At 71.9% G+C, this 18,679-nt stretch carries 21 protein-coding genes; 15 read left to right on the top strand and 6 right to left on the bottom strand.

The genetic code is table 11. From position 1 onward, the window contains the following. Positions 1-48: 48 nt before the first annotated feature. The 3 genes from Cco03nite_RS18175 to Cco03nite_RS18185 all read right to left on the bottom strand — a co-directional run bounded on the left by Cco03nite_RS18175 (position 49) and on the right by Cco03nite_RS18185 (position 2,769). Entirely contained in the window at positions 49-645 is a 597-nt protein-coding gene (locus Cco03nite_RS18175; RefSeq protein ID WP_203693314.1) for a hypothetical protein, read from the bottom strand. A gap of 133 nt (positions 646-778) precedes the next feature. Continuing rightward, positions 779-1,216, bottom strand: coding sequence for a hypothetical protein (locus Cco03nite_RS18180; protein ID WP_203693315.1), 438 nt, complete (start codon positions 1,214-1,216; stop codon positions 779-781). A gap of 56 nt (positions 1,217-1,272) precedes the next feature. Beyond that, positions 1,273-2,769: a hypothetical protein gene (locus tag Cco03nite_RS18185; RefSeq protein ID WP_203693316.1), complete on the bottom strand. Its 1,497-nt coding sequence runs from the start codon at positions 2,767-2,769 to the stop codon at positions 1,273-1,275. Positions 2,770-2,945: 176 nt separating this feature from the next. On the opposite strand from Cco03nite_RS18185, the gene Cco03nite_RS18190 reads away from it, so the two are divergent. Continuing rightward, on the top strand, positions 2,946-3,971 hold the full coding sequence (locus tag Cco03nite_RS18190; protein WP_203693317.1) for an LPXTG cell wall anchor domain-containing protein: 1,026 nt from the start codon (positions 2,946-2,948) through the stop codon (positions 3,969-3,971). A 127-nt stretch (positions 3,972-4,098) separates the two neighbouring features. Beyond that, entirely contained in the window at positions 4,099-4,689 is a 591-nt protein-coding gene (locus Cco03nite_RS18195; protein ID WP_203693318.1) for a hypothetical protein, read from the top strand. Between the two features lie 12 nt (positions 4,690-4,701). On the opposite strand, the gene Cco03nite_RS18200 is transcribed toward Cco03nite_RS18195, so the two are convergent. Continuing rightward, complete coding sequence (locus Cco03nite_RS18200; RefSeq protein WP_203693319.1) at positions 4,702-5,541, bottom strand: alpha/beta fold hydrolase; 840 nt, start codon at positions 5,539-5,541, stop codon at positions 4,702-4,704. A 67-nt stretch (positions 5,542-5,608) separates the two neighbouring features. On the opposite strand from Cco03nite_RS18200, the gene Cco03nite_RS18205 reads away from it, so the two are divergent. Next, positions 5,609-6,403, top strand: coding sequence for a TetR/AcrR family transcriptional regulator (locus Cco03nite_RS18205; protein ID WP_203693320.1), 795 nt, complete (start codon positions 5,609-5,611; stop codon positions 6,401-6,403). Between the two features lie 51 nt (positions 6,404-6,454). On the opposite strand, the gene Cco03nite_RS18210 is transcribed toward Cco03nite_RS18205, so the two are convergent. Continuing rightward, the gene (locus tag Cco03nite_RS18210) at positions 6,455-7,063 is read right to left on the bottom strand and encodes a TetR/AcrR family transcriptional regulator C-terminal domain-containing protein (protein WP_203693321.1); all 609 of its coding nucleotides are present in this window, start codon (positions 7,061-7,063) and stop codon (positions 6,455-6,457) included. A 70-nt stretch (positions 7,064-7,133) separates the two neighbouring features. Between Cco03nite_RS18210 and Cco03nite_RS18215 the strand changes: the two genes are divergently transcribed. The 12 genes from Cco03nite_RS18215 (at position 7,134) to Cco03nite_RS18265 (ending at position 17,498) form a co-directional block, all read left to right on the top strand. Beyond that, positions 7,134-7,712, top strand: a complete 579-nt coding sequence (locus Cco03nite_RS18215; protein WP_203693322.1) for a peroxiredoxin-like family protein — start codon at positions 7,134-7,136, stop codon at positions 7,710-7,712. 55 nt (positions 7,713-7,767) lie between these two features. Then, positions 7,768-8,487 carry a hypothetical protein gene (locus Cco03nite_RS18220; protein ID WP_203693323.1) on the top strand — a complete coding sequence of 240 codons (720 nt, stop codon included), beginning with the start codon at positions 7,768-7,770 and terminating at the stop codon, positions 8,485-8,487. 76 nt (positions 8,488-8,563) lie between these two features. Then, positions 8,564-9,019, top strand: a complete 456-nt coding sequence (locus Cco03nite_RS18225) for a hypothetical protein (protein ID WP_203693324.1) — start codon at positions 8,564-8,566, stop codon at positions 9,017-9,019. 103 nt (positions 9,020-9,122) lie between these two features. Further along, a complete protein-coding gene (locus tag Cco03nite_RS43180) occupies positions 9,123-9,200 on the top strand; it encodes a putative leader peptide (RefSeq protein WP_360525240.1) in 78 nt (25 codons plus the stop codon). A 143-nt stretch (positions 9,201-9,343) separates the two neighbouring features. After that, entirely contained in the window at positions 9,344-10,759 is a 1,416-nt protein-coding gene (locus tag Cco03nite_RS18230; protein ID WP_203693325.1) for a sulfatase family protein, read from the top strand. A 62-nt stretch (positions 10,760-10,821) separates the two neighbouring features. Beyond that, complete coding sequence (locus Cco03nite_RS18235) at positions 10,822-11,850, top strand: formylglycine-generating enzyme family protein (RefSeq protein WP_203693326.1); 1,029 nt, start codon at positions 10,822-10,824, stop codon at positions 11,848-11,850. A gap of 136 nt (positions 11,851-11,986) precedes the next feature. After that, the gene (locus Cco03nite_RS18240; RefSeq protein WP_203693327.1) at positions 11,987-12,490 is read left to right on the top strand and encodes a potassium channel family protein; all 504 of its coding nucleotides are present in this window, start codon (positions 11,987-11,989) and stop codon (positions 12,488-12,490) included. 317 nt (positions 12,491-12,807) lie between these two features. Further along, complete coding sequence (locus Cco03nite_RS18245; protein ID WP_239167468.1) at positions 12,808-13,368, top strand: septal ring lytic transglycosylase RlpA family protein; 561 nt, start codon at positions 12,808-12,810, stop codon at positions 13,366-13,368. Positions 13,369-13,394: 26 nt separating this feature from the next. Next, positions 13,395-14,021 (top strand): hypothetical protein, encoded by a 627-nt coding sequence (locus Cco03nite_RS18250; RefSeq protein WP_203693329.1) that lies wholly within the window; start codon positions 13,395-13,397, stop codon positions 14,019-14,021. Positions 14,022-14,117: 96 nt separating this feature from the next. After that, positions 14,118-15,818, top strand: a complete 1,701-nt coding sequence (locus tag Cco03nite_RS18255) for a proline--tRNA ligase (protein WP_203693330.1) — start codon at positions 14,118-14,120, stop codon at positions 15,816-15,818. Positions 15,819-15,890: 72 nt separating this feature from the next. Then, on the top strand, positions 15,891-16,529 hold the full coding sequence (locus tag Cco03nite_RS18260) for a GNAT family N-acetyltransferase (protein ID WP_203693331.1): 639 nt from the start codon (positions 15,891-15,893) through the stop codon (positions 16,527-16,529). A gap of 54 nt (positions 16,530-16,583) precedes the next feature. Then, the gene (locus Cco03nite_RS18265) at positions 16,584-17,498 is read left to right on the top strand and encodes an SDR family oxidoreductase (RefSeq protein ID WP_203693332.1); all 915 of its coding nucleotides are present in this window, start codon (positions 16,584-16,586) and stop codon (positions 17,496-17,498) included. On the opposite strand, the gene Cco03nite_RS18270 is transcribed toward Cco03nite_RS18265, so the two are convergent. Continuing rightward, positions 17,495-18,658 (bottom strand): LCP family protein, encoded by a 1,164-nt coding sequence (locus tag Cco03nite_RS18270; protein WP_203693333.1) that lies wholly within the window; start codon positions 18,656-18,658, stop codon positions 17,495-17,497. The genes Cco03nite_RS18265 and Cco03nite_RS18270 overlap by 4 nt on opposite strands. Positions 18,659-18,679: the final 21 nt, after the last annotated feature.

Consider the following 18,679-nt stretch of genomic DNA (forward strand, 5'->3'; position numbering starts at 1 on the left):
CGGTGAACAGTGTGGACGCACCGTGGGCCGCCGCAGGTCACGGCGTCCTCACCGCCCGGGCGTCGGCCCTGGGCCCGCACAGCCGCCCTGCCGTCCGGTGACGATGAGTGTCGGGCCGTCGAATTCGACGGAACCGGTCTGCTTGTCCCCCAACCAGAACGTCACCTGGCCGGGCCCGGTGAATTCGACCCGTTCCGCCGGCTCGTAGTAACTGTCGCCGTCGTACTCGGCAGAGCAGTCGAGGTCCTCCTTCGCCTCCCGGCTGAACAGACCCGCTCGCGACCGCAGCCACAGGTAGGGACGGCCGGAGAAGATGTTTCGGCTGACCACCTCGAACCTGCCGTCGGCGGAGACCGCGACGGTCTGGGCCCGCTCACCGCGCATGCTCACCGTGTCGAGCTCCCCGCCGATGTACCAGGTGCCGGTGGCGCACAGCGTGACGACGGCGGCCGCCGCGTAGCCGAACCCCCGCGCGCGGACCGAGCGGACCCCGAACACCGGCCCGGCTGCCGCCAGCAGCACGCCCGACAGGCAGATCAGCACGAAGGCGATCGTGCTGCCGTGATCGAGCAGGACGACCCACAGCCCTGGATCACGGACGATCGCCAGTGCCGTGCCCACCGAGAGCACGGCGAGAAACCACATCACACCACCTGCCGCGGCCCGCATTCCGCTGCGGCGCGGTGTCACCCCGTCCGGCGTCATCGCGCCAGGCTGCCACGCAGCGGGCCGTCGCGCTGCCCCCGAGCCGCACGACGTATGACGGCGGCGGGGCGTCTCAGGCGGCCTTCTCCCGGGCCAGAGCTCGATAGGTCAGCACCGCGGTGACGGCGAAGTACAGGGCGAACATGCTGCACGCGCGGGCCGGGCCGGGCGGATCATGGCTGATGGCGCGCGCCCCCAGCGGCAGGGTGAGGATCGCACCGGCCAGCGTCAGAATCCACAGTGCCGTGGCCCAGCGCGGCGCCCCGGCGAGCATCCAGTGGATGTGGTGCCACGTCTCCACCAGGTTGCCCATGCGGGACCGGGGGTTCACCCGACGCAACGACACCATCATCCCCGGCAGCATGACCGGCACGACGAGCCACATCGGCAGGAAGTCCATCATCGTGCCGCCCCCGCGCCCGGGCAGCCAGCTCCAGACCGCCAGGGCGGCGCACACGGCGGCCACCACCACCGAGGCACGGTGCAGCCAGGTGATGTTTGTCGAGGTCACGGGCATGATCGTACGAGCGGTGTCAACTCATGCACGCCACTGACCTGCGGTTTCGTTCAGTCGTGGGCGATCCGGTGGCGGCGCGGCGGGACCCGGGTGACCAGCTTGTCGACGCCGGTGAAGCCGCTGACGTCGACCAGGCAGCCGTGCCGGATGTTGCCGAGCAGCGTCTCGCCGCGCCGCTGCACCAGCATGATGTCGCCCATCGGGAAGCTGTGCACCGTGCCGTCGGCGGCGACGAGGTGGCAGGCGTCGTCGCCCAGCACGAGCCCGTCCTTGGCCCCGCGCAGCCGCCGTGCCAGCGACGGCCGCAGCAGCTCGCCCTGCGGCGTGAACGAACCGACCGGGCAGCCGGCCCGGGTCATCCCGTCGAGCGCGACGCCCACCCCGACGGGGACCACCAGCAGCGCCGACGGCAGCCACGACGCCGCGGCCGCGCGCACGTCTGCTGGACCGAGCCGGGACGCGGCGCTCGCCTGGGCGTCGCCGAACTCGTCGTAGACGTCGAACAGCTCTTGGTGCCCGGCCTCTGCCAGCGGCGCCTGAGCGTGGGCGTGCTCTGCGGCGGCGAGCACGCCCAGGCGCTCCAGCCCGTCGCGCAGCTGCGGGTCCTCGGCCGGGGGTCGGGTGAAGCGGGTGACGACGGTGGCCAGCTCGGTGGGCGTGGGCTCCTCGGCGGCCAGCCGCAGCAGCTCCTGCCACAGGATCCGGGCGGCAACGGCGCTGTCGCGGTGCCGGTTCCGGCCGCGCAGGTGCAGGCTCAGGCCCAGTTCGAGCCGGTCGCCGCCGACCGGGGTCGACCACTCGGTGGACCATGCCTTCACGCCGGCCCGCTCCAGCAGCGCGTCGACCCGGGTGCCGAACACCCGCAGCAGCAGAAACGCCTGCGGGCCTGCGGTGGCGGTCACGGCTATGCCGGGTGCGACGACCTCGTCGGCGTACCAGGCCGGTCCGGCCGGACCGCCCGATGGTCCCGTCACGTGAGCGGCGCGGGGTCCGGCCGGCAGCGGCAGGCGCAGCCCGGCCGGAGGCGGGCCGGTGCAGGTGAGCACGGCGTTGCCCGCGGTGAACCAGCGGGCCAGGTGGGCGCGGGCCTCGTCGGCGGTGAGCCGGTGCGGATCGACGACGGGCCAGCGCAGCAGGCCGGGGCCGGTCGGGCCGAGCCGGCGCGCCAGCAGCGACGCCCACGGGTCGCGCACCGCGTCGTCGACGTCGAGGTCGAGGTCGGTCGCCCGGTCGGTGGCGTCGAGCTGCTGGGCGGTCAGCACGAGTCCGCTCAGGTCGGCTGCCGCGACCAGCGCGGCGAGTTCGCCGAGGTCCTCGCCGACCCGGGTCGGCTCACCGGACAGGGTGAACGACGTCTCCAGCAGTCCCGCCGTCGTATCGGGCTCCGCGAGCAGGCTCAACAGCAGGTGCCGGGTGACCAGATGGGTGATGCCCAGCTGGTCGACGTCTTCGTCGCGGGCGCCCACCCCGAACGCCAGGGTGGCCGTGAATTCGCCGGGCATTTCCTGCCAGAGCACCCGTACGGTGTCGATCTCCTCCCGCCGCATGCGCGGATAGTACGAGCCCGGGTCAACCACCGGTTGATCCGAATGTCACCTGAGCTGGCCGAACGGTCGGACATGGCGTCCTGACGGGCCGCCAGGACGGACCGCGCACGTGATCTACGGAACCCGCCCGCCGGGCAGGATCACCGTGCACACTGCTGACCAGAATCGGAGCAAGAATGAACAAGCGCGGGCGCATCGCGGTCATCGCGGGCGCGGTGCTCGCCACCGGCACCATCGGTTTCGCCGCCATCCCGGCGCTGGCCGACGACAAGCCAGACGCTCCGTACAACGTCGTGTTGCAGGAGTCCCACCAGGGCAGCGAGGCCGAGGACTTCACCCGGGACTGCACCGAGGTCGGCAACATCGGCGACAGCAAGGACGGCTGGGTCTTCAACTCGCCGTCGAACGAGTTCGACAAGGTCGTCGGCGTGAAGGCGACGTTCTACGACGGCGACGACGAGGTCGAGACCTTCATCCGCACCGGCGACGCCGACGCCTACCCGGACGGCTTCGCCAACGCCGCGAACCCGCACCTGGCGTGGGTCGTCGTGCCGCACGGCTGGGAGCTGGTCACCGCGCAGGCCAAGCTGGTCGTCAAGACGAACGGCAACGGCAACGGCAACGACAAGCTCAAGCTCGTGGTGACGCACACCTGCGCCGGCAAGGACACCCCGCCGCCCGCGCCGAGCCCGTCGGCCTCCCCCAGGCCCGAGCCGAGCGTCTTCCCCTCGCCGTCGCCGTCGCCGTCGGCGAGCCTGTCGCCGTCTCCCGAGGCGAGCATCTCTCCGTCGCCCGAGGTGACCGCCTCGGCGTCGCCGGAGGCCAGCCCGTCGGCCGGCGTCACGCCGCAGCCGGAGGAGTCGCCGGAGCCCGAGACCAGCCCGTCGCCGGAGGCGCCGGCCTCCCCGGAGACGAGCCCGGAGCCCGAGCAGTCCCCCGAGCCGAGCAACTCGCCGGAGCCGAGCACGTCGCCCTCGACCGAGGTCGGCACCTCGCCGTCGCCGCAGGTCAGCGAGTCCCCGCAGACCAGCCCGTCGCACAGTGACGTGCCTTCGGTCTCGGCGTCCCCGTCGGCGGAGACCGGCACCCTGCCGCGCACCGGCGCGCCGCTGGCCGGCATCGCGCTGGCCGGTGTCGCGCTGGTCGGCCTGGGCGCGGTCCTGCTGGTGACGGCACGCCGCCGCCGCGAGCGCATCGTCTGAGCCGGCACCACCGGCTGAAAGAGGGCTCCCCGTCCGCGGGGGGCCCTCTTCTTCGCGTACCGGCAGGTCGAAGACCGCACGTCCGGCCGGGACGGGGCCGGCCGCGGCGGGCCTTACTCTCTAGCCCATGCGAAACCCCTTCCGCGCGCTGCATCCCCGGCAGCTCCGCGGCCTGCGGCTGTTCCTGGTCATCACCGTGGCCGCGCTGGTGGCGGGGCTCGCGGGCACCGCGCTGCTGCCCGCCGAGCATCGCGGGCTGGCCGTCGGGCTGATCCTCGCCGCTGGCCTGGCCGCGGGCTGGTTCGCGGTGACCGGCTTCCGTCCGGCGTGGACGGCGGTGGCCGCGGTGATCGGCTTCCTGTTCGTCGTGATCATGTTGCGCGAGACCGGGCCGAGCCTGCTGCAGCTGCGCGGCGGCCTGGTGGAGGCGCAGGTCGTGTCACTGCGGGAGAGCGGTGGGCCGCCGGGCGGCTACCACTATGCGATGGCCGCCCACTCCGGTCGGGCGCTCGGCGGCGAGCTCACCGTCGACGAGCGGGCCTACCGCATCGGCGAGTCGGTGACCGTGGTCGAGGAGCCGGACGGGCTGGCGCATCCGATGCTGCCCAGCGAGCTGACCGAGCACCGGCAGAGCTGGCTCGCGGTCACCGTGCTGTATCTGGCGACCGCGGTGCTGTGCCTGCTGGCGGGGCGGCCGCGGCGGGCGAAGGCGAGCTGATCCGGGCACCGGTCACAGCCGTGACTCCAGCCAGGGGCGCAGCACCGGCAGCGCCGCCGCCGCCTGCATGGCCTGCATGTGGTCCAGCCCGTCGAGGACGGCGACGTCCCAGCCGAGCGCTTCGAGCGCGGCCCGCTCGCGTAGCACGGGTCCGGCGATGTCGACGGTGACGCCGCCCCACTGCTCGCCGTACTCGATGGTGTCGGCGGAGCCGACGACGCACAGCCGCGGGCAGGTCAGTGACGGCTGGGCGGCGCGGTCGTCGAAGTCGCGCAGCGACTCGTACAGCGTGACGAACTGGCGGGTCTGGTCGACGGTCGTGACGACCGAGACGGTCGACCAGTCGCCGGGCACGGTCTCGGTCGGCGCCGGCGGGTTCTGCACGGCCGCCAGCGACGCCGCGTGTGCGGCCTCGGTCACCGCGAGCATCGCCGCGTACGGGCCGCCGACCGGTGGGTAGCCGCCCATGACCAGGGCGGACAGCCGGCCGGTGTGCAGGGCGAGCTGCTGGCCGAGCAGCCCGAGCCAGGAGTAGCCGTAGTAGGCGAACCGGTCGGCGCCCGCCGCGTCGGCGACGGCCAGCAGGTCGCGGGCGGCGTTGGCGGGGGTGAGCGTCTCGGGTTTCGGGTGTGCCATGACGTGGCCCTCGTAGTCGAAGGCGACGACGCGGAAGCGGTCGCGCAGACCGTCGATCAGTGACCGCCCGAGCGCCGGGTCGGCGCCCCAGGCGCGCATGGCCTCGGCCTTCGGGCCCTCCAGCGGGGTCGGGTCCACCGGCAGCAGCAGGACGGGTCCGTCGCCGTGCGCCTCGAACTCGATCGTGCTGCCGTCGTGCAGTCGTACGCTCGCCATCACCATCTCCGTATGCCGTAAAGTGATCCCGGCGAAGACATTAGCTTACGATGTACGGAGTTGTCACATGACGTTGTACGGCGGCCAGGGCGACCCTGCGCGGACCATGGCGCTGCTGTGGCGGGCGCACTCCCCGGCCGGGCCGGACACAGCCCGCGGCCGCACCGCGCCCGGCCCGAAGCAGGGCCTCACCGTCGACGCGATCGTCGAGGCCGCCATCGCGATCGCCGACGCCGACGGCATGGAGCGGCTGTCCATGCGCGCCGTCGGCGAGCGGCTGGGCACCTCGGCGATGGCGCTGTACACCTACGTGCCCAGCAAGCGCGAACTCGTCGACCTGATGTACGACCACGCCCACGCGGGCCGGCCGCAGCGGTACCCGCTCGACGGCGGAGTGCGCAACGCGGTGCGGGGCTGGGCCGACGGCCTGTGGGACCGCTACCTGCGCCACCCGTGGCTGCTGCAGGTGTCCTACGCCCGGCCGGTGCTCGGCCCGCACGAGCAGGCGGTCCTCGAATCGCTGCTGGCCGTCCTGCAGGCCGCCGAGCTGCCGCCGGACCGGCTGCGGCCCGCCGTCAGCGCGCTGTTCCACCTCGTCCGGGGCGCCGCGCAGACCGCCGCCGAGGGCCGGGCGGCCGCGGCCGCGACCGGCACCTCCGACCAGCAGTGGTGGACCGAGCGCTCCGCTCAGCTCAGCCGGCTGGCACCCGACTTCGCGCAGCGCTTCCCGCACTCGACGGCACTGGCCGGGTCGTCGTCCACGACGGACTACGACCCGGTCCGCCAGGCCAAGGACGCCCTCGACGGCGGCCTCCGCCTGCTGCTGGACGGCCTGCTCACCGACAGCCGCGAAGCCGCCTGACGCCGCCCCGGCCGGTCGCCCGGCAGAGCGCGCGGCCGGGCGGTCGCGGCATCAGGCGGTGAGGCCGCGCAGCAGCAGGGCCAGTCCTTCGCCGAACTCGCGCTGCGGCGACACGTCGCGCGCCGACACGGCCGTCTCCGCCAGGTGCGGGTGCTGCTCGCCGAGTGTGGCCAGCACGTCGGTGCCGGCGCCGGACAGCGGCCCCAGCCCTTCGGCCTGCAGCGCGCCGATGAGGTAGCTCACCAGCGCGCGGAACGCGATGACGCGCCGCTCGCCGGAGAAGCCCGCCCCGGCCAGGACGCTGAGCATCGCCTCGCCGCTGCGGCGTACGCCCGGGGAGGCGTGCCGGTGCACCAGCAGCAGCGGGACCATGGCCGGGTGGGCGTGCACCGCCAGCCGGATGCGCTCGCACAGCGCGGCGATGCGCTCCTGCCAGGTCGGCAGGTCGGGCACGGTGAAGTCGACGCCGCCCAGCACCAGCTCCACGACCAGCCGTTCGAGCTGCTCCCGGTCGCTGACGTACCGGTAGAGCGACATCGTGCCCATGTTCAGTTCCTGCGCCACGGCGCGCATCGTCAGCATCGCGAGGCCGTCGCGGTCGACCACGGCCAGGGCGGCGGCGGCGAGCTGGTCGGTGGTCAGGGATCGCTTGCGGGGCACGGCTTGACAGCGTACAAGATACGCTTATAGCTTCGTAGGCGTACGTTGTACTCCTACGAAAGGTGTACTCATGGCCAAGCTCGTACCAGGCGACCGGGCGCCCTCCGCAGAACTCTTCGCCGTCACCGGCGAACCGGTGCGCTTCCCGCACCCCGGCCGCCTCGTCCACCTGCAGTTCCGGCGCTTCGCCGGCTGCCCGATCTGCCACCTGCACCTGCGCTCCTTCGTACGGGCCACGGACCGGCTCGCCGAGGCGGGCGTCCGCGAGATCGTGTTCTTCCACTCCGGAGCCGACGAACTGCTCGAGCACGTGACCGACCTGCCCTTCCCCTGCATCGCCGACGGCGACAAGCGGTGGTACCGGGCCTTCGGCGTCGAGGCCGGGGCACGGTCGCTGCTCGACCCGCGCGCCTGGCCCGGAATCGTGCGCGGCATCGCGGTCGCCCTCTGGCTCCTGCCGCAGCGCAAGGCCCACCTGCCCGCGACCAGCCCGGCCGGCGGCCGCCTCGGCCTGCCCGCGGACTTCCTCATCGGCCCCGACGGCACCGTGCTGGCCGCCAAGTACGGCGAGCACGCCGACGACCAGTGGAGCGTCGAGGAGGTGCTCACCCTGGCCCGCACGACCGGCCACGCGAACGCCCGGGCGTGAGCCCCGGACCACGCGGGCACCCGGGTGGTGCGACCAGCACGTACGATGCCGAGCCATGTTCGCCTCCCGGCTCGCCCGCACCCGTGGCCTGATCCTGCTGACCGTCGTGCTCACGGTCGGCTGGCAGGTGGTCGCCGGCAACGTCCCGGACCGGCCGGTGCCGATCGGGATCCTGATGGAGCTCACCGTGTTCGGAGCGGCGATGGCATTGCTGCTGCTCCTGGTGCTGCGTCCGAGCGGGGAGCGGACCACGTTCGAGGTCCGGACCGGCGCGTTCACCACGTCGTCGCGGCAGTGGCTCGGCCTCCACCTCTTCTGGATCATGATCGCCGGGGTCCTGGTCGGGCCGGGCCCCGGCGAGACCTGGGCCGAGCTGAGCCTGTTCAGCATCGGCGTCGACATCCTGATCGCGCTGGTCGCGGCCGGGGGCGCGCTGCTGTCCTGGTGCGACCTGCCCCGCTTGGAACTGCGGCCCGACGGTGTACGCGTACGCAACCTGCGCTCGGTGACCATTCCCTGGGCGGCGCTGCGGCGCGGAACCCCGCTGCGGCCCCGCCGCAACGAGCAGAACCTCGGCCTGCCCCTGGACCAGCCCGACCTCGTGTCACCGGTGTTCGTCAAGAACCCGCTGATCCCGCTCGGCTGGGACGCCGACCCGTGGTTCGTCGCCGACACCATCCGCTGGTATGTCGACCACCCGCAGGACCGCCCCGCCATCGGCACCGAGGCCGAACTCGTATTCCTCCGGGCCCGGCTGGCAGCCCAGTCCGAGTGAGCCGTGCCCCTTGCCGAACCGGGCGGCCGGGCGGATGATGACGCCCGTCGTTGATCACTGGGAAGGTGCGTACGCCATGCTTCGGGTCCTTGGCCGCGGTGCGCTCGTCGGTCTCGCCGCGTTCCTGGCCGCCGGCCTGGTGGGCATCCTGCTCGGCGACGACGTGGCCGGCTTCGACGCCGCGCACGACCTGGCGGTGCCCCTCGTCGCGCTGGTCGCGGCGGGAGTCGCGGCCTGGCTGCTGAAACTGCGGCAGCCGGTGCTCGTCCCGGTGCTCGGTCTCGTCGTCAACGTCGCCGCGAACCTGGCCCAGAGCTGGATCCTGACCAGCGCGATGACCGACGACGAGGGCGTGCTCCACCTCGACCGGCAGCCGTTCGAGCCCGGCGGGAGCGTGCTGTCGGCGCTGTCCCTGCCCAGCCCGCTGCTCCACGCCCTCTACCTCGTCGTGCTCGGCATGATCGGCGCGGTGATCGCGGACAAGGTCGCGCAGGCCAACGCCGAAATCGACGCCTCCGCCCGCCGGCGCTGACCGCGAGCCGCCGCCCAGCGCGAGCCGGGCCGTTCACAAGTTCCACAATCACGAAATATTGAGTTTCTTGAGATCCTCGGCGGCGCTTCCTAGGCTCGAACGCATGGAGCGCAGGCCTTTGTTGACGGCCCGCCGGCACGTCGATCTGCGACGGCAGGCGAGTTCCCTCTGTCTGCGCTGACCTGCGCACCCGGCCTGCCCCACGGCGGCTGACCGCGGCCGCGTGGCACCGCCACCGCCGCCCGCTCCCCCTTCACCCGGCCGTACGCCGGGCACCTCCTGCTGCGCGGCGTCGCTCCGCCGTGCGCGTACGAAAGGAAGCCCATGTCCGAGAGCACCCCCTCACTGAAGCGGCGCACCCTGCTCGCGGCCACCGCCGCGGCCGGCGCGTCCGCGGCCGCCGGCTGGCCCACGGCCGCCGCGCAGGCCGCCGACACCAGGCCGAACGTCCTCGTGATCGTCACCGACGACCACCCGAAGCAGACGGCCTGGGCGCTGCCGAAGACCCGGGCCTGGCTGACCGGCGGCGGCGTCGAGTTCACCCGCGGGCACGCGACCACGCCGCTGTGCGCGCCGGGCCGCTCCTCGATCTTCACCGGCCAGTACGCGCACAACCACGGCGTACGCGGCAACCAGCACGCCGCGAACCTCAACCACCACTCCACCGTGCAGCGCTACCTGCAGCAGGCCGGCTACCGCACCGGCCTGTACGGCAAGTACCTCAACGGCTGGGACGTCGACGACAACCCGCCCCACTTCGACGAGTTCGCGGTGCTCGCCCCGCCGACGTTCAACAACGGCACCTGGAACGTCGACGGCACCGTGCAGACGATCAACAACTACACCACCACCGTGGTGAAGAACCGGGCGCTGAGCTTCCTCGACCGCAGCGTCGCCGACACCCGCCCCTGGTTCCTCTACCTCGCCCCGTACGCCTCCCACGGCCCGAACACCCCCGAGGGCAAGTACGCCGACACGGCCGTGCCCGCCTGGGACGGCCGGCCGTCGGTGCCCGAGGCCGACCGCAGCGACAAGCCCGGCTTCATCCAGGACGCCACCGGCACGCTCGCCGACGGCCGCAACATCCGTACCAACCAGCTGCGCACCCTGCTGTCGGTCGACGACGCCGTGCAGGCCGTGCACGACAAGCTCGAAGCCCTCGGCCAGCTGGACAACACACTGGTCTTCTTCATCGCCGACAACGGCTTCGCCTGGGGCGACCACGGCTGGACCAAGAAGTCGGTGCCCTACACTCCTGTCGTCGAGGTGCCGTTCTTCGTGTCCTGGCCGGCCGGCGGCCTGGACACCGGCACCAACGACAACCGGCTCGCGGCCAACATCGACATCGCGCCGACCATCCTCGACGCGGCCGGGATCACCCCCGACACGCAGTATCCGCAGGACGGGCACTCCCTGCTCGGCTCCCACCGGCGGACCCGCGTGCTGACCGAGTTCTTCAAGCACGGCACCGGCACCGGCGGCCCGCTCACCTGGGCGTCGTACATCGGCGCGAACAAGCAGTACACCGAGTACTACCAGCTACACACCGACAACAACGGCCTGCCGACCGGCTCCGGCGCGGTCCTGTTCCGCGAGTACTACGACCTGGTCAACGACCCGCATCAGCTGGTGAACAAGCTCCACAACGCCACTCCCGCCCAGGAACAGGCACTGGGCATTCCCGCCCTGGCGGCGCAACTGGCCGCCGACCGCGTCAGCTCCGGCAGCACCGCACCCTGACATCACCGGCACCATCCCGGCGGTGGGTCCGACCCCGCCGCCGGGTTCCAGGAAGGAGCACCATGGCCGCCCATCCTCCCGCCTGCTGCGCACCCTCGGCGGACGTCGGCGGACCTGCCCTGCTCACGCTCACGGCGAGCCCCGCGAACAGCGTCGGCGCGGCAGCAGCCCACACGGCGACGCCCGCCCGGACCCATGCTCACGCGACGGCCGCCCCGCACACTGGCACGCCGACCCGGGCCGCCGGGCGCACCGTGGCCATACCCGGTGGCAGGTTTCTGATGGGCACCGACGACGCCGAGGGCTTCCCCGCCGACGGCGAGGGACCGGTCCGCGAGATCGAGCTGCGCCCGTTCCGCATCGACCCGACGACGGTCACCAACGCCCGGTTCGCCACGTTCGTGAAGGCCACCGGGCACGTCACCGACGCCGAGCGGTTCGGGTTCTCGTTCGTCTTCGAGGGGTTCCTGCCACCGCAGTCCGCCCGGCAGGCGCAGCGGGTGCAGGCCGCGCCGTGGTGGGCGGTGGTGCCCGGAGCCGACTGGCGGCGGCCGTACGGGCCCGGCTCCGACGTCGGCGCGCTGCAGAACCATCCCGTGGTGCACGTGTCCTGGCACGACGCCCAGTCCTACTGCGACTGGTCGGGGACCCGGCTGCCGACCGAGGCCGAATGGGAGTACGCCGCCCGGGGCGGCCTGGAGCAGGCCCGCTACCCGTGGGGCGACGAGCTGACCCCGGGTGGGCGGCACCTGTGCAACATCTGGCAGGGCGAGTTCCCGACCCGCAACACCGCCGCCGACGGGCACCTGGGCACCGCACCGGTGAAGTCTTATCGGCCCAACGGGTACGGCCTGTACAACGTCGCGGGCAACGTGTGGGAGTGGTGCGCGGACTGGTTCAGCGTCGACTTCCACGCCACCGGCCCACGGGTCGATCCGACCGGGCCGGCCGAGGGCACGGCGAGGGTGATGCGCGGCGGCTCGCACATGTGCCACGAGTCGTACTGCAACCGCTACCGCATCGCGGCCCGCTCCGCCAACACACCCGACAGCTCGGCGGGCAACATCGGCTTCCGGGTGGCCGCCGGCTGACGCGCGGAAGCCGAAGGCCATCTCAACATCCCTGACCGTGCGTTTCCGCTAGCACCGCGGCGAGCCGGCTGCCCTGGCCGGAACGCTCGTCGCGGCGCGTTGCAGGGATCGACTCGATGTCGGCGACAATACCGACATGTCGGTCACATCTCGGCGCCCGATCATCCAGTCGCTGATCAACAGCCTGCTGCTACTGGCCCTGTACTTCGTCGTCCCCACCGACACCAGCGACAGCCTGTGGAAACTCGTCCTGCGGGTCCTGCTCACGCTGATCGGCCTGGTACTCGCCGTGGTGCTGATCCTGCGCCAGGTCAGCCGCCAGCTCGATCAGACCGAGGTCCCGCTGACCGGCCTGCTCACCGCCCTGGTCGCGGGCGTGCTGTTCTTCGCGATGGCCGACTACCTCCTCGCTTTCCACGCCCCAGGGGAGTTCGTCGACCTGAACACCCGTGTGGACGCGCTGTACTTCGCGCTGTCCACGCTGGCCACGGTCGGGTTCGGCGACGTACACGCGCAAGGCCAGATCGCCCGCGGCCTGGTGATCGTGCAGATGCTGTTCAACACGGTGATCATCGCGACGGGGCTGTCCGTCCTGTCCAAGCAGGTCGCCGCCCGCGCCCGCGAACGCCGCGGCGGCTGACCGCTATTGAGCGGCGCACATCGTGGCTCCACCGCCGGTTGGCCTAGGCCATCGCTGTCGCGGCTGGGCTTGATCCGTTTTTGTGGACGATGGACGTCGCTATAGCAGCGGCAGGCGTCCACAAAAACGGATCATCGGCGGGTGGCGGGCCGCGGGGGCGTGTCGTTCGATCGGGCGAACCTTGTGGGGCAAAAGCACCCAATATGCTCGATCCTTTTGACATGCCATGCGTACGCCTCGATACGGTCGGCTTCGGCCCCGGTTCGCGTGAACGTGGCGACCGGCGCCCGTCCTGTTGCCTACGGAAGGTCAGCACCTTGCCCGGCCGACATTCACTGCCCCGTAAGCCCCGTCGCAGGCTCGCCCCGTTCGCCACCGCCACCGTCGCCACGGCCGTCCTGGTCGGAGGCGGTCTGATCGCCGCCGAAGTGGCCGCCGAACCCCAGCAGAACGATCCCACCGCCGCCGCCGGAGAGACCGCCGCGACCCCGTCGCCGTCACCGAAGGTCACCGACGCCCGCCGCGAAGCCCCGCAGCGCCCGTCCCGCGGCAACCGCAACGCCCCCGCCTCGCCGACCGAGACCGCCACGGTGCTCGACTCCGGCACCTGCAAGGCGTCCTACTACGACGAACCGCAGGGCACCGCCAACGGCGAGACCTTCGACCCGGACGCGCTGACCGCGGCGCACAAGTCGCTGAAGTTCAACACCCGGGTCCGGGTCACCAACACCGCCAACGGCAAGTCCGTCGTGGTACGCATCAACGACCGCGGCCCCTACATCACCGGCCGCTGCCTGGACCTGTCCCGGGCCGCCTTCGCCGAGATCGCGAATCTGAGCAGCGGAGTGACGACCGTACGGTACGACATCCTGGCCTAGCCGTTCAGGCATGTCAGTATGTCCATGTGGCTGCCATATACCTGGAACTCGGCTCAAAACGGATCTTCGCGTGCGCCCTGGAGTGGCCCGGCTGGTGCCGCTCCGGGCGTGACGCGCAGCACGCCCTCGCGGCGCTGACCTCCTACGCCGAGCGCTACGCGGTCGTCGCCGAGCGGGCGAAGATCCCGTTCGAGCCCGGTGACGTACGCGTGGTGGAGCGCGTGCGCGGCGGCTCGACCACCGACTTCGGCGCGCCGGAGCAGCCCGCGTCCGCCGACTTCGCCCCACGCGACCACGACACCGCGCAGCGGCAGGCCGCGCTCGTGCGGGCCGCCTGGGACGTCTTCGCCGACGTCGTCGCGGTCACCCCTGCCGAGCTGCGCAAAGGTCCGCGCGGCGGAGGGCGGGACCGGGACCGGATGGTCGAGCACGTGATCGCCGCGGAGGTGTCGTACGCCCGCCGGATCGGGGTCCGGCACCTCGCGCCCGGCGACACCGCGGCGCTGCGCGCCGAGGTCCTGGAGGTGCTGGGCAGCCCGACGGACGGCGCCCCGCCGCCGCGCGGCGGCTGGCCGCACTCCTACGCGGCCCGCCGGATCGCCTGGCACGTGCTCGACCACGCCTGGGAGATGCAGGACCGCGCCACGCCGTAAACGGCTCGTACCGCGTACGCCCTGCTCATAGGATCGGCGGATCGCCCGGCGGGCACGCCGCCGGTCCGACAGGCAGAGAGTGCAGGTGTACGTGTAATGCGCTGGTCAGAGCTCTACGTCCCGACCCTCCGCCAGGACCCGGCGGGGGCGGACGCCGTCAGCCACCGGCTGCTCCTGCGCGCGGGCTACATCCGGCAGCTGATGGCGGGCCACTACTCGCTGCTGCCGCTGGCCGTACGGGTCCGCGCGAAGATCATCGAGGTGATCCGCGAGGAGATGTCGCGCATCGGCGCGCAGGAGTTCCTGCTGCCCACCATGCAGCCGGCCGAGGTCTGGCAGAAGAGCGGCCGCTGGGACAAGATCGGCGCGGAGATGTTCCGGCTGACCGACCGCAAGGGCGTCGACGTCGCGATGGGCATGACCCACGAGGAGATCTTCACGACCATCGCCCAGGAGCTGCGCTCCTACCGCGACCTGCCCCAGCGCTGGTACCAGTTCCAGACGAAGTTCCGCGACGAGCCCCGCCCCAAGAGCGGCCTGATCCGGGTCCGCGAGTTCACCATGAAGGACTCCTACAGCTTCGACGTCGACGGCACCGGGCTCGACCGGTCCTTCGACCTGCACCACGAGGCGTACACGCGGATCTTCGCCCGGCTCGGCATCCCCGCCATCCCGGTCGAGGCCTCCAGCGGCATCATGGGCGGCAGCGACTCGATCGAGTTCATGTGCCCGACCGCCGCCGGCGAGGACATCGTCGTGCACTGCGCCTGCGGGTACGCCGCGAACGTGGAGAAGGCCACCTCGCACCTGCCCCAGGTCGCCGACGGCGACGGCCTGAGCGCGCCCGAGGCGTTCGACACCCCGGCCGTGCGCACCATCGAGGACCTGGTCACCGGCTTCGGCGTCACCGCCGACCGCCAGGTCAAGACCCTGGTGTACGTCGTCGACGACCAGCTCACCCTCGTGCTCATGCGCGGCGACCACGCCCTGGTCGAGCAGAAGCTCATCGACACCCTGGCCGCGGTGAACGTGCGCCCCGCCCACCCCGAGGAGATCCGCGAGGCCCTCGGCGCGCTGCCGGGCAGCCTCGGCGGCGTCGGCGTCACCGGCCTGCCGATCCTCGCCGACCTCGCCCTGCGCGGCCGCCGCGACATGACCACGGGCGCCAACCGCGACGGCGTACACCTGCGCGGCGTCGACGTCGACCGCGACATCGCCGTCAGCCGCTGGGCGGACCTGCGCGAAGTCGTCGCCGGCGAACCCTGCGCCCGCTGCGAGCAGCCCCTGGACGTGCTGCGCACCGTCGAGATCGGGCACATCTTCAAGCTCGGCGGCCGCTACACCGAGACCCTGGGCGTCACCGTGCTCGGGGCCGACGGCGAGCGGGTCAACCCGGTCATGGGCTGCTACGGCATCGGCGTCGAACGCGCGCTGGCGGCGATCGTCGAGACGCACCACGACGACAAGGGCATCGTGTGGCCGGTGACGGTCGCGCCGTTCGACGTCGCGATCGCGGTGCTCGGCAACGCCGACGACGTCGTCTCGGCCGCCGAGTCGCTGTACGCCGGGCTGCGCGGGCAGCGCATGGACGTGCTGCTCGACGACCGGGCCGAACGCCCCGGGGTGAAGTTCAGCGACATCGAGCTGATCGGTGTGCCGTACCGCATCACGGTCGCCGCCCGCGGGCTGGCCGAGGGCACCGTCGAGTTCACCGACCGGGCCACCGGCCACACCGAGCGCATCCCGCTGTCCGGCGCGGTCGCCCATGTCACCGCCGCGGTGCGCGCCACCGAGTGACCACGAGCCGGTGCGCGCCGTACCGTTCACGCAACGGTGCGGCGCGCACTCCGGCCGGACGAGGAGGACGCCATGTGGGCCAGGATCCGGATCGAGCGGTGCCATACCGGCACCATCGACTCCCGTGACCTGCGACGGGAGTTCGTCGCCGAACTGGCCCGCCGCTACCCCGAGCAGGACTTCAGCGCCGACGCGGAGACCAGCGAACTGCCGGTGCTCGACGCGCCCGGCGCGGCCTGGGTCGTGGTGTACGACGGCGGCCAGCCGATCGGCTGCGGTGGCCTGCGCGGGCTCGACGAGCACACCGGCGAGATCAAATGGGTGTACGTACGAGAGGCGGCCCGGGGGCGGCAGGCCGGCCGCTTGCTGCTGGCCAAGCTGGAGGACACCGCGCGCGAGCTCGGTTACACCCGGATACGTCTGAGCACCGGCGACCGCCAGCCGGAAGCGCTGGGCCTGTACCACTCGACGGGTTACCGGCCCGTCGACGCCAGCGCGCCCACGCTGCACCGACTGGAGAAGGATCTGCGCCCCCTGCCCGACGACGCGCGAAACGAAGCCCAGGACCGGTGGAGCCGCCAGGAACGTCTCGCCGCGACCCGGCGATTGCTCGCCGACACAGGCCACGAGCTGACCGCCGACGGCATCGAGCGAATGCGAGCGCGCATCGCCGAGCACGAAGCACGCCGCGCCCGACCAGACCCGAACTGACATCGCCGGCCAAACATGACAGGAGCTGTCAGGGTTCGCTGACAGGATCGACTCATGGACGACACGTTGGCAGGCAGGATCGCACTGGTCGCGGGTGGTACGCGGGGTGCGGGGCGGCAGATCGCCGTGCAGTTGGGTGCGCAGGGGGCCACGGTCTACCTGACCGGGCGCAGCACCGGCGCGCAGCGCTCGGAGATGGACCGCCCCGAGACGATCGAGGAGACGGCTGAGCTGGTCCGCGCCGCCGGCGGGACCGCGATCCCGGTGCAGGTCGACCACCTGGTCCCGGAGCAGGTCGAGCGGCTGATCCGGCGGATCGACGACGAGCAGGGCCGTCTCGACGTCCTGGTCAACGCCATCTGGGGCGCCGAGAACCTGTTCAGCTGGGACAAGAAGCTGTGGGAGGACGACCTGGAGACGGGCCGGCGCATCCTGCGGCTGGCCGTCGACACCCACATCATCACCAGCCACTACGCGCTGCCGCTGCTGATCAAACAGCCCGGCGGCCTGGTGGTGGGGATGACCGACGGCACCGAGGAGTACAACCGCGCCAACTACCGGGTCGGCTTCTTCTACGACCTGGCCAAGACGTCCGTGCTGCGGATGGCGTTCGCCCAGGGCAAGGAACTCGCGCCGTACGGAGCCACCGCCGTCGCGCTGACCCCCGGCTGGATGCGCTCGGAGATCATGCTGGAGCACTACGGCGTGACCGAGGCCAACTGGCGCGACGCCGTCGCCGCGCAACCCCACTTCGCGATCTCCGAGTCCCCGGCGTACACCGGCCGCGCCGTCGCGGCGCTCGCCGCCGACCCGCAGGTCGCCCGGTGGAACGGCCAGTCGGTCTCCAGCGGGCAGCTCGCGCGGGAGTACGGGTTCACCGACCTCGACGGCAGCCGGCCGGACTGCTGGCGCTACCTGGTCGAGGTCCAGGACCCGGGCAAGCCGGCCGACGTCACCGGCTACCGCTAGACCTTCTTGTTGACGACGATCGGGTTGAGCATGACGAACTCGCCCAGCTTGTCGAGCGAGGCGGCCTTGAACATCAGCTTGGACAGGTCGTTGAGGTCCTCGAACGACTCGCCGTTGATCTCGTAGCCGTTGTACCAGCCGCCGTTGGTCTTCAGCGACAGCAGGTCGGCGGCGGCGATGTCCTGCATGGCGAAGAAGAAGTCGATGATGTCCATGCCCCGGGGCAGGCTCATCAGCATCGACTCGCCGGCCGCCCGGATCAGATTGTTGACCTTGCCGATGTCGGTGAGCACCCCTGCCGAGGTCGCCTTCGCCATCATCGCCTGCATGAGCTGCTGCTGGTGGCGCTGGCGGCCGTAGTCGAGCGAGTTGTCCGGCAGGTAGCGCTGCCGGGCGAAGTCCAGCGCCTCCCAGTCCTGCATGTCCCGGCAGCCCTTCCGGTGCACGTACCGCTCGTTGCCGGTGTTGCGCGAATAGGCGTTGGCCTCCTTGTCGTCCTGCATACCGCCGACGTACTTCGGCTTGCCCTTGACCATGAAGTGGTGGATCGACCTGGTGTCGGCCTCCACGCACATGCGCACACTGCCCAGCGCCTTGATGACCTTGTTGAAGCCGCTGAAGTCCACGACCACCGCCGCCTCGAACGTGATCCCGGTCAGCTTGCCGATCACCTGCGCGGCGAGCTTCATCCCGCCCGCCCAGTCGCCCTTGGGCCCCAACCCGGCCTGGAACGCGCCGTTTACCTTGCGATAGCCGTGGCCCGGCACGTTGACCCGCACGTCGCGCGGCACCGACAGCAGGTACGCCTCCCGGTGCGAGGCCGACACGTGCACGATCATGATGGTGTCCGACCGCGCGTTGTCGGCCTTCTGCCCCGACCGGGTGTCGATGCCCAGCAGCAGGATGTCGAACGCGCCCTTGAGCGCCTTCGCGTCGGGCGCGGCCGACCCCGACGGCCCCGCGAGCACCTCCGGCGCGGCGACCTCGACGCTGTCGCGCAGCGTGTCGGCGAAGGACTTGACCACGATCAGGCTCCCCCCGGAGATCATCATCAGCAGCGCCCCGAACGTCACGGCGAGCATGCTCCACAGCGGCGCGCGGCGGCGGCGAGCGGACGGCGGGGCGGCTTTGGCGGATGCACGGCGGCGGCGCTGGGACACAGGGCGCTCCTCTCGACGGGC

Source organism: Catellatospora coxensis (assembly GCF_016862635.1).
GTDB lineage: Bacteria > Actinomycetota > Actinomycetes > Mycobacteriales > Micromonosporaceae > Catellatospora > Catellatospora coxensis.